This window comes from Pontibacter deserti (genome assembly GCF_023630255.1).
Lineage (GTDB): Bacteria > Bacteroidota > Bacteroidia > Cytophagales > Hymenobacteraceae > Pontibacter > Pontibacter deserti.
In genome coordinates this window covers 466,498-479,785 of record NZ_JALPRS010000003.1, presented here as the reverse complement: position 1 = coordinate 479,785, position 13,288 = coordinate 466,498, and the positions used below count along the sequence as shown (strand labels likewise).

The window sequence follows — 13,288 nt, the reverse complement described above, 5'->3', positions numbered from 1 at the left end:
TCTTGGAACTATAGCCACGGAAAAGGCTATATAACTATAGCATCTCCAATTCACTATAGTAGCTGCTATCGAAAGCTTTCAGTCTTTGGGTGGAGCGCCTTTGATTTGTTGCGGTGCCGCAGGCAACTTGAGCACAGCGAGGGCAGCTTCAAATCAGCAGCGCGATGCCCAAAGACGGGGGCCCGCGGCCGTGAGCACACCAAAGTCAGCTATAGAAAGATGGGCAAGTTGAGCTCTCAGGATTAGAGGTAACTATAAAAGGATAGCTTGGTTCAAGTTGGAGAAGGCCTCAACTATAAGCTTAGATAGATTTCTCGCTATGGTCCGAAATGACAAATGGAAAACTATAATCTTTCCAGAAGCTAGAAAGGAATTGAGTTAAACTATAAAAGGCGGGAGTAATCCCGCCTTTTATAGTTTAAAATGTAAAAGTTTTATGCTGCAGCTTGTTGAGAATGATCAGCAACATACGTTACAAAATCACCTACCGTGTTTATGGGCACTTCATCCGGAATAACGATATGGTACTTTTTCTCCAGCGCAAGTATAATATCCACTACATCAAGCGTATCGAAACCGAGCTTTTGTTCAAGGCTCACGTCGGTTTGCAAGCGGGATGGTTTAACTTTTGTTGTTCTGCTAATGATGCGGATAACCTCCTGCTCAATAGCTTTATTTGTTGTAAGCATGGGTACTATCAATAAGTGTATTCTCTAACTTTTCCATTCACAGGCACTTCATCCTGTTTTAATTTAAAAGCTGCGGCACGTTTCTTTTTACCGATCAGCCTGTCTTTTAATTTCTCGTTCAGCAGGTACATTACCGGCACAATCAGCAGTGTAACTATAGTTGCAAAGCCAAGTCCGAAAATAATTGTCCAGGCAAGCGGGCCCCAGAAGGCAGCGCTATTACCACCCATAAAGAAGTGGGGTTCGAACTCTGTAAACAACGTATAGAAGTTAAGGTTTATACCTAACGCCAATGGCACCAGACCAAGTATAGTGGCCGTAGCGGTCAGTATTACCGGGTTAAGGCGGGTTTTACCAGCTTCTACCAGCGCTTCTTTCAGCTCTTTCCCTTCATCAAGCAACAGGTCGGTAAACTCCACAATAAGGATACCATTTTTCACAACTATACCTGCCAGCGCAACTATACCAACACCTGTCATTACAATAGACACATCCATTTTAAAAATAGAGAAGCCCAGCAACACCCCGATAATGCTAAACAACACTTCCGAAAGTATAATGAATGGCTTTGAAACAGAGTTGAACTGCGTAACAAGGATCAGGAAGATGAGGAAGAAAGCAGCTATAAAGGCTACACTCAAAAACTCAAATGTTTCCTGTTGCTCTTCCTGCTGACCGCCCATGCGTACTTCGTAGCCTTCCGGTGTCTGGAAATTCTGCAGCGACTGCTCTATCTGCTGCACTACCTCATTGGCGTTATAACCTGCCAGCACGTTAGACTCCAGGGTAACTACACGTTTCAGGTTTTTGCGTTTTATACCGCCGTAAGTAGTCGTATAATCTATAGTTGCTACCGAAGAAAGAGGAATCTGGCGCACTTGTCCGGAGTTCATATCGCGATAAGTAATGCGCATACCAAGCAAGGCATCTATATTTTCGCGGTAAGGCTCAGCGTAACGTACCTGTATCGGATACTCATCTTCGTCAAGCTTAAATTTAGATGCTTCCTTACCGAAAATGGCCGTCCGTATCTCAGAACCTATCTGCCCGGTGCTTAAACCTTCGCGGTTGGCTCGTTCGCGGTCTATGTTGAAAACAATCTCTGGTTTACTGTCTTCCAGATCAGATTTCAGACCTTCTATACCTCCTATCTGCTGATTGTTTATGTATTGCTCAACGTTTTTAGAGAGGGCTATCAGCTCGGGAAACTCTTCTCCGGAAATCTCGATGCTGATGGGTTTGCCCACCGGTGGACCGTTCTGTTCTTTGTCCACTGTTATTTCAGCACCAGGTATACCTTTCACAACTTCACGGATCTCATTCAGGTATTCTCCGGAGGTTTTTTCTCCGGTGCGGTCCATAAATTCCACAAAGGCTACAGTTACTTTACCTTTATGCGACTGGGCTGTTACGCTGCGGTCGTTCTGGTCCCCGGCCCCGATAGCTACGTTTGAGATCACCGATTCTACATCCGGGTTGTTTTCACCGATTACCCTGTAAATGCGCTTCTCTACTACTTTGGTAACCGAATCCGTTACGGCCTGATCTGTACCAACCGGCATTTGTATATAAGTATATACAAAGTTCGGGTCGCTTTCAGGGAAGAACACCACCTTAGGCGAACGAACTGCCACCAGCGCTACCGACAGGAAAAGTAAAGCAAAGATACCTGCAAACACATACACCGGACGCTTACCGGTCAGCATCCAGCGCAGCAGCTGCTCATACTTGCTCATAAACTTCGGCAACGTATTATGCTGGAACCTATAGATCATGCCGGTAAACACAAACCTGTTCAGGGCTACAAGTATAACTCCAAGCATGATAAGGTTTGCCAAACCAAAAGAGCCGGCAATGTATAGCACTATAGCTAGCACCACAGCAGCCGCCATTATCATCAGGAAGCGCTTATTTGTTTTGGTAGTTGTTGGAGCTGCGTCCTCTTTCTTCATGAAGGACACGGCAAATACCGGGTTGATGATAAAAGCTACAAACAACGATGCAAGCAACGTAACGATAAGCGTTATAGGCAGATAAAACATAAACTCCCCAACTATACCCGGCCAGAAAAGCAGCGGAAAGAAAGGAGCTATAGTTGTGAGTGTACCCGCCAGCACCGGCACGAATACTTCGCCGGCAGCTACCTTCGCCGACTTCACAATCCCAAGGTTTGAAGTATGGAAAATGCGGTGCGTATTCTCTATTACCACAATGGCATCATCTACCACTATACCTAACGCCAGCAGGAATGCAAACAGCACGATCATGTTCAGTGACACGCCGGACGAGTCGAACAGCAGGAAGGCCACGAACATAGAGATAGGCACCGACAAACCAACGAAAATAGCGTTAGTAGTACCCATAAAGAACATAAGGATCAGTGTAACCAGCACAAACCCGATGATGATCGTGTTGATCAGGTCGTTTAGTGTATGTTTGGTTTGCGTAGCCTGCTCGCCGGTAACAGTTACTTTCAAGTCTTCCGGCAATACAGAGCCCTGCATCTCAGCTAGCAGGTCATCTATTTTATTAGATGCCTCGATCAGGTTTTCACCGCTTCGCTTGATCACGTTTAATGTAATCACCGGGGCATTATCCAGGCGGGCAAAACTTTCCTGCTCCTCAAACCCTTCTCTTACTGTGGCAATTTCTTTAAGCTGTATGTTTCCTCCAGCCATCGACTTCACCACAATATCACCGATAAGAGCAGGATCTACATACTGGCCTACCACACGCACCGAGCGCTTCATTTCGCCTACCGTTACGTTACCACCCGATAAAGTCAGGTTTTCACGGAATATGGCACTTTCTATATCATTGAATGTAACCTGTGCTACCTGTGCCTTATACATGTCTACATCCACCTGCACTTCTTTATCCAAAGCGCCGGCCATATCTACACGGGTTATTTCAGACAGCGATTCAATACGGTCCTGGATGTCTTCTGCATAGTTCTTCAGTTGGTCCAGGCTATAGTTGCCGGAGATGTTAACCTGCATGATCGGGAACTCAGAGAAGTTAACATCCTGCACATTCGGCTCCTGTGTTAAATCCTGGGGCAGGTCCGGGCGGGCTTTATCTACAGCATCTTTTACTTTCTGTTTGGCTTCCGGTACATCCTCGTCGGTATTAAACTCTACCACTACCATCGAGAAATCCTGGATAGAGTTTGATGTTACCTTTTTAACCCCTGAAATAGCTTTTATTTCTTTCTCAATCGGGCGCGTTACCAAGTTCTCCATGTCAGATGGCGAGGTACCGGCATAAATGGTGCTCACAAACACGGTCGGCACCACAATGTCCGGGAAGTTCTCTTTCTGAATATTGATGTAAGAGAAGATACCCCAGATCGAGATGATGAGCGTGATAATATAGATACTGGTTTTGTTATCGATAGACCAATTGGTCGGCTTGAACTGTTTCATAGTTTCAGGGTTGTAGGGTTTACTTCTTGCCTAAGCTGTTAGCTTGTTCAAACACCACAGGCTGTCCTTCGTTCAGGTTCTGATAACCGGCTGTTATGATCTGGTGGTTGGGAGTAAGTCCGCTAAGTACTTCTGCCTGCCCTTTGTATGTTTGGCCAACTTTTATCTCCTGCCTCGTTGCCACATAACCATTGCCGTCCTTCTTCACCACATACACAAACTCCGACTTTTCATCTTTCTGTACCAGGTTTACCGGTACTACAATGGTATTCTCATTTTCATAATCCTGGATGCGCACTACAGCCACCAGGTTAGGGCGCAACTCAACAGCCTTCGTATCTTTCAGCTTTAGCTCTACAGTAAAGGTGCGGTTCGCAGGATTAATAAAATTACCAACCACATCCACCATTGTTTCTACTTCCTTTTTCAGATCCGGGAAGTGTACTATAGCCTTGTCTCCTTTATTAATCTTGCTCAGGTAAGCCTCCGATACTTCTGCTACTATCTTACCACCCGCCATGTTCACCACTCTTATTACGCCAACACCCGGTGCTACTGCTTCCCCGGCATTAGGTATAACTTCATCCACAACCCCGCTAATAGGAGCTTTTATGTTATACTGATCGCGCTGCTGCTGCAGAGTAGCCAGGCTGCGTTCAAGCGACTCTTTGTTATTCTTAGCAGTCAGGTATTGCATCTCTGTTCCTATTTTCTGGTTCCAGAGGTTCTGCTGCTTTTCGAAGGCAATGCGGGCAAGGTCCAGTCGTGTTCTTACTTCTGCAATATTCTGCTCCAGCACCTGGGCATCTATCGTAGCCATGGTCTGCCCTTTCGACACACGGTCGCCGCGCTGCACACGCACACTTGTAAGCACACCCGGCACCTTGGCACTTACATGCACGTCCTGGTCAAAATCTACCTGGCCCTGCACTTCCAAGTAATGTCGGAATGTATCCTGCTGGGCTGCAGTAACAGTTACCGGAACTGTTCTTCTCTCAGAAGCTGCACCTTTACCTTCCGATTTCAGCTCTTTCTCCAGTGCTGTAATTTTATTTTCGATCTCTTGCTTCTGCTTTTTCAGGTCTGCCAGCTGCGCCTCTTTGTCGTCGCCGTTGCCGCATGATGCAAGGCCCAAAAGCAGGGCAAAAGATGTTATTCCAAGTAATCTTCTCATAGTAGTTGGTCGATTAGGTATTCTTTTTTCGATAGTTTTATTTAGTTAACAGGGTACCGGTAGCTTTATCAAGATTCACTTTCGAGATCAGGGCATCGAACATAGCAGCGTAGTAATTGGTCTGTGCCTCACGCAGGTCGGTTTCGGCGGTTACAACCTCCAGGTTAGATCCTACCCCTTCCTGGTATTTAATTTTGGCAACACGTGCAATTTCCTGGGCGAGCTCCATGTTCTCGCGCTGCGACCTCATTAACTCCAGCGAGCTGGTAAGCTCCGCAGAAGCCTGATCTAATTCCAGGTCTATACTTTGCTCCAGAAAATCGAAACCCAGCTTTGTATTTTCAAGTGCCAGCTTGGATTGCTGTATCTGGTAACTCTTGCGCAGACCGTCAAAAACAGGCACCGTCAACTGCACGCCTACGTACCCAAAATCGAAATAATTTCTATCGGTTGTATTGTCATAACCGGCTCGCACATTCAGCACATCCGAAAGGCTGGAACCTACCCCGTTATATCCGTAGCGGGCAGTCAGGTAAAGCTTCGGCAGATAACCGGACCGTTTGTTACGCAGGTCCAGCATGGCCAGGTCGCGCTGTGTCTCCAGCATTGAGTATTCGATGCGGTTGCTATAGTTAAAACTATCTTTGCCGATGGTCTTAGCCAGATCCACTTCTACTTCACTTAGCTTATCTGTTAGCACAAGCTGTTCTTTGTGATCCATGCCCATCTGGAATTTTAGCTGATTCACACTTAGCTCCAAGAGGCGTTCTGTTCTTTGCTTCTGCACAACCAAATTGTTCACCGATACACGCAGACGATCCACATCCAGCTTTTCGGCGACACCATTCTCAAACATCACCTGTGTTTGCTTCAGCAGCGTATCCAGGCGAGCCAGGTTTTGGTTCAGCAGTTCTATGCGCTCGCGGCTCACCAGCACACTATAGTAGGCTTTGCTCACCAGCTCTGCCACCTCAATCTCGCTTTGTATAGTGCTTTTCCGGGAGAGCTCTGTATAAGTTTTAGCTGCCTTTAACCCGATCAGGTAAGAGCCATCGAACAATAACTGGCTTCCTGCGATCACTGCACTGCCAGCGTAAGGCTGCACAAAAGAAACAGCTATCAATCCTTCAGTACGAGGCCCTGGTTGTGAGTAGGTAGGAGTTAACGTAATAGGTTCCCCGGATGCTATCTGTTCCGGTGTAATAACAAAGGGTTCCAATGCAGGCCCTCCTCCAAATAATTCGGGATCGAAAAGTGTTTTCTGCCTAACAAAGTTGTTGCCTACCTCGGCTGCAACATCTATCTGTGGCAGGCCAATAGACCTGATCTCACCTACCCTTGCTTTGGCAATATCTTCTTCATTTCGGTAAGCCTTCAGATTTACGCGGTTCTTCAGGGCATATTCTATACTTTGCTGAAGGCTAAACTGCTGCGCTTCCTGGGCCTGCACCCCGGTAAACGCCAACAGTGCCAAAATCACAGCTATCAGTTTTACTCCTTTTTTCATGTTCTATTCTGGTAGATAGTAGGTATAGGTTATTCTTCTTCTTTAATGTGTTTAAGCTCGTTTATCAGCTTGTGTCCCTTCAGGGTAGCAAGGCCTAACATGTAGTGCTCCAGAGTTGCCATCTGCACACGCTTCAGGTCGTATTTATGCGGTGGGAACAATACCGGGTTAAAAGGCAGCTCTACCTGCACCAGGCGCACTTTTGCCATCACTTCCACATCCAGATCTTTTCTGTACAAGCCTTCTTTTATGCCGCGCTCCAGGTTCTCTTTTATCTTCACAAACATGTAATCGTCGCGGTGCTGCATCCATAGTTTAAAAGCTTCGGGGTGGTATTTCTGCAGATCGTGGAAGATGGAAGGGTGAAACTGGTTGAAAAGCTCGCGCGTCATGCCCATGATGTTGAAAAGTTCTTCGATGGCGTTGCCGGCACTCTTAAAGTGTACCTCGCAACGTTCCTGCATATCCTGCAGGTAAGCTCCCGTAGAGGCCACCACAAGTTCGTTCTTGTTCTCGAACCACTTGTAGATCGTTTTTTTAGACATGCTCAGAAACTGGGCAATGTCATCCATCGACACACTTTTAATACCACGCTGGCAAAACAACTGGAAAGCAGTACAGGAGATTTTGGTCTTGGCGTTTGTTTTTTCTTCTAATTCGGCGGTACTCATAGCGGCACAAAACTATGGAAACGTTTTTTATATCCAAAGTTTCCAGAGGGGTATTTTGTTTAGCAAAAAGAGCATAAAATTCTCATTTCCAGCTAAATTGCAAAAAGCTATGTTTGGCTGTTTCAGCTCCTGTTTCTGACAAACCGCTGTGTTACATAGACTAACACCTGCATAAACTATAGGAACAGCAAGGCAGGCTCTGCACCTGGTCAATGTTGCAACACAAAAGATTACTACAAAAAAAAATTTACAGTCCGAGTACAGTTCTTAACCGGGTATAGCCGCTCTTGCTCAATGGTATGCGTACGCCGTTTTTCAGCAAGGCAACGTGGCTGTCTTTCTCTAAGGGTTCTATGCGGGTGAGCTGGGAAAACGGGATCATAAAAGAGCGATGCACACGAACAAACTGAGCCGGGTCAAGTGCCTGTTCGTAATAGCCCATCGTCTTCTTTTTCAGGAAAAGACCATCTTTGGTATGGATCTTTACATAATCGTCATACGCCTCCAGGTATAGCACATCCTGCACTGGTATAATCCGGATATCGTTACCAGCTTTCACCACAATGCGCACGCGCTCTTCGGGCTGTTTGTCGGGCACTTCGTTCAGGTTTATAGTTGGTTTTTCAGCAGATTCTATACTTCGTTTTTCCTGCCATTTTCTAAGAGCTGTATCAAACCGTTCCTGTGTAAAAGGCTTCAGCAGGTAATCCACGGCATTGGCTTCAAACGCTTTCAGGGCATAGTTATCAAAAGCGGTGGTAAATATCACACCGGGCGCCTGCTCTACCAGTTCCAGCATCTCAAACCCGTTTATCTTGGGCATCTGTATGTCCAAAAAGATTAGTTCGGGCTGGTGCTGTTTTATGGCTTTTATACCTTCAAAACCGTCGCCACACTCCTGGGCTATAGTTATCTCCGGGTGATGCTGCAGGTATTCGGCAACTATACTTCGGGCCAGCGGTTCGTCATCAATAATTAGGCACTTGATCATAGTTCTGAGGGATATGTACGGTTGTGATAAACTGGTTCTCAAGCTGCTGCGTTTGCACCAGGTCGTGGCGGGCATAAAGCAAGTATAGCCTGCGCTGCACCGAGCTCAACCCAAAGCCTGTTCCTTCCTGCGCCTGCATGGTATCAGCAGCAAAAGGATTTTGAATTTGTATAACTAAACCCGCATTGCTGCGGCTAGCGGCTATACTTATAGCAGTTTCGCCGGTGGTACCATAAAGGCCGAATTTAATGGCATTTTCTACAAGCGGCTGAAGCAGCAAAGCCGGTAATTGCAGAGACTTTGCTTCATCTTCAACAGCTACTACAGTTTTTAACCGGTGCCCGAATCGCACCTTTTCAATAGCCAGGTATAACTCCAGTTGCCTTAGTTCATCAGTAAGCGTTACCTGTTGCTGGTTCTCTTTCCGGAGAGTACCTCTTAAAAAGTCAGAAAGCTGCTGCACCATGGTTCTGGCCTCCTGCGGCTTTGCCACCACCAATGCACTGATAGAATTAAGACTATTGAACAGGAAGTGTGGCTGCAACTGCTGTCTTAAAGTATAAAGCTCTGCTTCGCGGGCCAGTTTTTCGGTGTTGGCTTTGCGCTCTTCCAGCAGGCGCTGCTCTTTGGTGTAGTACCAAAACCAGTTTAACAGCAACAATAGCAACAAGAGCAACCAGCCAAATACCACACGCATCGGCAACGAATCTGCCACAAATGTTAAGTATAGCTCATTGCGTACCAGCTTTGTTATCAGGAAACTATAAACCAGCGTACAGATGCCGGCTAATCCTAAACTCCAGGCCAGCAGCAATACTCCCTGCCGCAGTGTTGGCTGATAGTAACGCAAACCAGTACCCGCAGCATAACCGGCTATAGTTAGCAGTGCATTGTAGAGCAAAGCATCTTTAAAGGTCAGGGTGAGGTTATAGTTTGCCGGCAACAGTACCAGCACCAGCACCCCCGACCAAAATGCCGCCCACGCCAGGTATAGCCATATTACACGCATCGGAGCCATTTACAGCAGAGCAGGGTTTAGTAGCTCTTAATATCAAGCCCGCCGAACAGCGCAGTACCTTTAATTACAAGTACCTTATTGGGGTCATAGCCGCCCGGCAACATTACACGCTTATCCGATACACCACCAAGTATAGCCACCACTTCATTTCTTACTTCCCAATGCGGTGGTATAATCAGGGATGTTCCCCCAAATATTTGTGTGGTATCCAGCACAACCGGATGATGAATGTCTGCCTGCGTCAGGTTTAGCTCATTGCCGCCAAATACGCTCACAATTTCGCCACCCTTGAAATTTTTAGAAAGTATATTTCGCTTTACACCACCAAATATGGCTGTGGAGTTCACATAATCATCCGAAGTAGCCTGCGCACTTTCTGAAAAAGTCCTTTCTGTAGGTGCACCTGCAGGCATGTTGATAGGCGGTATAGTTGGTGCTGTCGGCCTGTAATGGCGGGTATAACCACCTTTAGGCTTCAGGATTACCCATAACCCGATACCGATGATCAGAATAGGCCAGAAGTAGTTTCTGAATGCAATTTCAGGTATAAAATCATCTATCAGGAAAACAGTACCTATAATAACCAGCACGATCCAGCCTGGCTTGCGGAACGAATGCCTGAACCCGATAAACAAACCGATAACGATCAGGAGCATCTGCCACGAAAATACCCAATGCGGCAAAAAGAGTGCATTCATTTTATAAGCCAGAAGCACTACGCCAATCAGCACCAGCACCAGGCCACCCATTACTCTACCACTTCTGTTGTCGCCGGGATCCTTCCAGCCTTTGTAATTTTGTTTTGTGTTTAAATTTTGATTTTCCATAGCAGTATTGTTTTAATTTTTGATCAAATCTACTTTAATCAACATCAGACGGCCATATTAAGTAGGCAAGCAAAGGCAAAAAGTCGGTAAGTAACCTGATTGTGTCGGTAAACAGAAGCAAACTTATGCTCAGCGCTTCTCTAAAGTATAGTAAAGGTGCTATATTATTTTGAATCTGAAAATTATACCTGCCCAACTTTGAGTAGCGTAAGCTATACTTTGGATTGATGTTAAACCCTGCAAATTATTATCTTTGCATACTATGGTTGAAAACATACAAAGAGTAGCACAGGAGATAGAAGCAGCCCCGCTTGGTAATACAGCCGAGTTGGAGCAGTTCAGAATTACATATATAGGTCGTAAAGGCCAGATTGCAGCCCTTTTTGATGATTTAAAAACGGTTGCGCCGGAGCAGCGCCGCGAAGTGGGCCAACAGTTAAACCAATTAAAGAACCGTGCCCAGGAGCGTTTCGACCAGGCACAGGAGCAACTTTCCAACGTTACGGAAAACACTACCAATACTGGCTTTGATTTCACCTTACCAACTATACCTAATACGCTGGGTACCCGCCATCCGCTATCATTGGTGCGCCGCGAAATCGTGCGTATTTTTGAGCGTATCGGGTTTAACGTTGCCGAAGGACCGGAAATTGAAGACGACTTCCACAACTTTACAGCCCTTAACTTCCCGGAAAACCACCCTGCGCGTGAAATGCAGGATACTTTCTTTTTGAGTGAAGACAAGAACCGCCTTTTACGCACACATACCTCTACTGTGCAGGTGCGCCTGATGGAGAACAATCAGCCGCCGCTACGCAGCATTATGCCGGGTCGTGTGTACCGCAACGAGGCTATTTCTGCCCGTGCGCACATGGTGTTCCACCAGGTAGAAGGCTTGTATGTTAACAAAGGCGTGAGCTTTAAAGACCTGAAAGAAACGCTTTACTACTTTGCCAAGGAGCTTTTCGGCCAGGACACCAAAGTACGTTTCCGTCCGTCGTTCTTCCCGTTCACGGAGCCAAGCGCCGAGATCGACATTTCGTGCCTGATCTGTAAAGGCGACGGCTGTAACATCTGTAAGCAAACCGGTTGGGTTGAGATCGGTGGTTCGGGTATGGTAGACCCTGCCGTGCTGGAAAACTGCGGCATCGACTCGAAAGTATACTCTGGGTTTGCGTTTGGTATGGGCATTGAGCGTATAACTATGCTGAAGTACCAGATAAGAGACCTGCGCCTGTTCACGGAGAACGATGTGCGCTTCCTTCGCCAGTTTGAAGGAGTTATCTAAAATTTTGAATGACTGAATAATTGAATGAGTGAATGTTTTGCCGTACAAGTATAGCAGAGCATTCACTCTTCGTTTTATAAGCAATTCCAGGACTATGAAATTCGAAAATATAAAGACAATAGGTATAGTTGGAGCCGGCACTATGGGCCAGGGCATTGCGCAGATATGTGCGCAGGCAGGCTACAAAACTATACTTTTCGATATAAACGTGCAGGTGCTTAGTAAGGCACAGCAAACCACAACTATAAATCTTGATAAAGGCATTGAACGTGGCAAGCTGACTGTAGCTGAAAAGGACGCAACTCTTGCCAACCTTTCTTTTACCGGCAACACCCTTGATCTGATCTGTGATGTGATCATAGAAGCGGTGGTAGAGCGCCTGGAAGTAAAGCAGAGTATTTTTAAAGAACTAGCCGATATTAACTCTGACGAAACTATACTTGCTTCCAACACCTCGTCTATTCCGATAACCCGGATTGCGGCAGGCGTACCAAACCCGGAACGCGTAGTGGGCATGCACTTCTTTAACCCGGCTCATATCATGAAGCTGGTAGAAGTTATTTCGGGGGCAGCAACAAACCCGGAAGTAGCTTTAACTATAAAACAACTGGCCCTGAAACTGGAGAAAACACCGGTTATGGCGCAAGATTCGCCGGGCTTTATCGTTAACCGTGTAGCGCGCCATTATTACGTAGAAGCTCTAAAGCTATTGGAAGAAGGCGTAGCCGATGTAGAAACCATTGATAAACTGATGCAGGCCAGCGGTTTTAAAATGGGCCCGTTCGAACTGATGGACCTGATCGGCGTAGATACCAATTTTTCAGTAACGTCCTCTATGTTTGAGGCTTTCCATTATGACCCTAAATTCAGACCAAGCCGCATACAGCAACAAAAAGTGGATGCCGGGCACCATGGCCGTAAATCTGGTAAAGGCTTTTACAACTATAAATAAGATACTTGCGCTACTGGCCATAGGTATACTTACTGCCTGCTCCGACGACAATGTAGGCCCGGGCATACCTAATGTGCCGGTAAACGAACAGATAAGTGTTAACAGCCTGCAATACCCTATGCTTCGCCAGGACGGCGGTTATGCCTATATACAATCAGGTTACCGGGGTATTATAGTTGTACGCCAAACGGCCAGCTCATACTATGCATTTGAGCGGGCCTGCCCGTATGACCCTGATGCCAGCTGCGGTGTGGTAAGTGTTGATCAATCAAACCTGTTCCTGACACATACTTGCTGTGGCTCCCAGTTCAATTTCCAGGGAAATGTAACAGCCGGTCCGGCAGTTTATGGCCTGCTGCAGTATAAAACTTCGCTTGTCAACAACATTCTATACATTACCAATTAATTTTTTTCTTTGAGTTTCAGAATCTTACAAAAAGTTAAAAGATTTTTTCTGGACAGTACTTGCATAATCGCCAAAGAGGCTGTAATATTGCATCATCATTCGGCGGTAGAAGCCGCCACTGGACATAAATTCCTCCTTAGCTCAGTCGGTTAGAGCACCTGACTGTTAATCAGGGGGTCCCTGGTTCGAGCCCAGGAGGGGGAGCCCTTAAAATCAGCCACTTGCGAGTAAAATCGTTAAGTGGCTTTTTTTATTTGCATACAATTTGCATACAATCTTTTGAAAAAAACATTAATGACTCTATAGCATTAGCTCACCCAACTTTGTTTATATATAAGAT

At 46.2% G+C, this 13,288-nt stretch carries 11 protein-coding genes and 1 tRNA gene; 4 read left to right on the top strand and 8 right to left on the bottom strand.

Annotated features, from left to right (window positions below):
• Positions 1-434: 434 nt before the first annotated feature.
• The 8 genes from MJ612_RS17025 to MJ612_RS16990 all read right to left on the bottom strand — a co-directional run bounded on the left by MJ612_RS17025 (position 435) and on the right by MJ612_RS16990 (position 10,302).
• Complete coding sequence (locus MJ612_RS17025; RefSeq protein ID WP_187031915.1) at positions 435-689, bottom strand: acyl carrier protein; 255 nt, start codon at positions 687-689, stop codon at positions 435-437.
• A gap of 8 nt (positions 690-697) precedes the next feature.
• Complete coding sequence (locus tag MJ612_RS17020; protein ID WP_187031916.1) at positions 698-4,114, bottom strand: efflux RND transporter permease subunit; 3,417 nt, start codon at positions 4,112-4,114, stop codon at positions 698-700.
• Positions 4,115-4,133: 19 nt separating this feature from the next.
• Complete coding sequence (locus tag MJ612_RS17015) at positions 4,134-5,288, bottom strand: efflux RND transporter periplasmic adaptor subunit (RefSeq protein ID WP_187031917.1); 1,155 nt, start codon at positions 5,286-5,288, stop codon at positions 4,134-4,136.
• A gap of 37 nt (positions 5,289-5,325) precedes the next feature.
• Positions 5,326-6,795 carry a TolC family protein gene (locus MJ612_RS17010; RefSeq protein ID WP_187031918.1) on the bottom strand — a complete coding sequence of 490 codons (1,470 nt, stop codon included), beginning with the start codon at positions 6,793-6,795 and terminating at the stop codon, positions 5,326-5,328.
• 29 nt (positions 6,796-6,824) lie between these two features.
• The gene (locus tag MJ612_RS17005; RefSeq protein WP_187031919.1) at positions 6,825-7,466 is read right to left on the bottom strand and encodes a TetR/AcrR family transcriptional regulator; all 642 of its coding nucleotides are present in this window, start codon (positions 7,464-7,466) and stop codon (positions 6,825-6,827) included.
• A gap of 247 nt (positions 7,467-7,713) precedes the next feature.
• Complete coding sequence (locus tag MJ612_RS17000; RefSeq protein ID WP_187031920.1) at positions 7,714-8,457, bottom strand: LytR/AlgR family response regulator transcription factor; 744 nt, start codon at positions 8,455-8,457, stop codon at positions 7,714-7,716.
• Entirely contained in the window at positions 8,435-9,475 is a 1,041-nt protein-coding gene (locus MJ612_RS16995; protein WP_187031921.1) for a sensor histidine kinase, read from the bottom strand. The genes MJ612_RS17000 and MJ612_RS16995 overlap by 23 nt, the downstream gene beginning before the upstream one ends.
• A 17-nt stretch (positions 9,476-9,492) precedes the next feature.
• Positions 9,493-10,302: a LiaF transmembrane domain-containing protein gene (locus tag MJ612_RS16990; RefSeq protein ID WP_187031922.1), complete on the bottom strand. Its 810-nt coding sequence runs from the start codon at positions 10,300-10,302 to the stop codon at positions 9,493-9,495.
• A gap of 262 nt (positions 10,303-10,564) precedes the next feature.
• Here MJ612_RS16990 and pheS point away from each other — a divergent pair, with 262 nt between their 5' ends.
• From pheS to MJ612_RS16970, 4 genes are all read left to right on the top strand, one after another.
• Entirely contained in the window at positions 10,565-11,590 is a 1,026-nt protein-coding gene (pheS, locus tag MJ612_RS16985; protein WP_187031924.1) for a phenylalanine--tRNA ligase subunit alpha, read from the top strand.
• A 94-nt stretch (positions 11,591-11,684) separates the two neighbouring features.
• Complete coding sequence (locus tag MJ612_RS16980; protein WP_187031926.1) at positions 11,685-12,542, top strand: 3-hydroxyacyl-CoA dehydrogenase NAD-binding domain-containing protein; 858 nt, start codon at positions 11,685-11,687, stop codon at positions 12,540-12,542.
• Positions 12,502-12,948, top strand: coding sequence for a Rieske (2Fe-2S) protein (locus MJ612_RS16975; protein ID WP_250419224.1), 447 nt, complete (start codon positions 12,502-12,504; stop codon positions 12,946-12,948). The genes MJ612_RS16980 and MJ612_RS16975 overlap by 41 nt, the downstream gene beginning before the upstream one ends.
• A gap of 130 nt (positions 12,949-13,078) precedes the next feature.
• Positions 13,079-13,152, top strand: a tRNA-Asn gene (locus MJ612_RS16970).
• Positions 13,153-13,288: the final 136 nt, after the last annotated feature.

Excerpts from the sequence above, each read along its gene's own strand:
- MJ612_RS17025 (WP_187031915.1), bottom strand. The coding sequence starts at position 689 with ATGCTTACAACAAATAAAGCTATTGAGCAGGAGGTTATCCGCATCATT.
- MJ612_RS17020 (WP_187031916.1), bottom strand. The coding sequence starts at position 4,114 with ATGAAACAGTTCAAGCCGACCAATTGGTCTATCGATAACAAAACCAGT.
- MJ612_RS17015 (WP_187031917.1), bottom strand. The coding sequence starts at position 5,288 with ATGAGAAGATTACTTGGAATAACATCTTTTGCCCTGCTTTTGGGCCTT.
- MJ612_RS17010 (WP_187031918.1), bottom strand. The coding sequence starts at position 6,795 with ATGAAAAAAGGAGTAAAACTGATAGCTGTGATTTTGGCACTGTTGGCG.
- MJ612_RS17005 (WP_187031919.1), bottom strand. The coding sequence starts at position 7,466 with ATGAGTACCGCCGAATTAGAAGAAAAAACAAACGCCAAGACCAAAATC.
- MJ612_RS17000 (WP_187031920.1), bottom strand. The coding sequence starts at position 8,457 with ATGATCAAGTGCCTAATTATTGATGACGAACCGCTGGCCCGAAGTATA.
- MJ612_RS16995 (WP_187031921.1), bottom strand. The coding sequence starts at position 9,475 with ATGGCTCCGATGCGTGTAATATGGCTATACCTGGCGTGGGCGGCATTT.
- MJ612_RS16990 (WP_187031922.1), bottom strand. The coding sequence starts at position 10,302 with ATGGAAAATCAAAATTTAAACACAAAACAAAATTACAAAGGCTGGAAG.
- pheS (WP_187031924.1), top strand. The coding sequence starts at position 10,565 with ATGGTTGAAAACATACAAAGAGTAGCACAGGAGATAGAAGCAGCCCCG.
- MJ612_RS16980 (WP_187031926.1), top strand. The coding sequence starts at position 11,685 with ATGAAATTCGAAAATATAAAGACAATAGGTATAGTTGGAGCCGGCACT.
- MJ612_RS16975 (WP_250419224.1), top strand. The coding sequence starts at position 12,502 with ATGGCCGTAAATCTGGTAAAGGCTTTTACAACTATAAATAAGATACTT.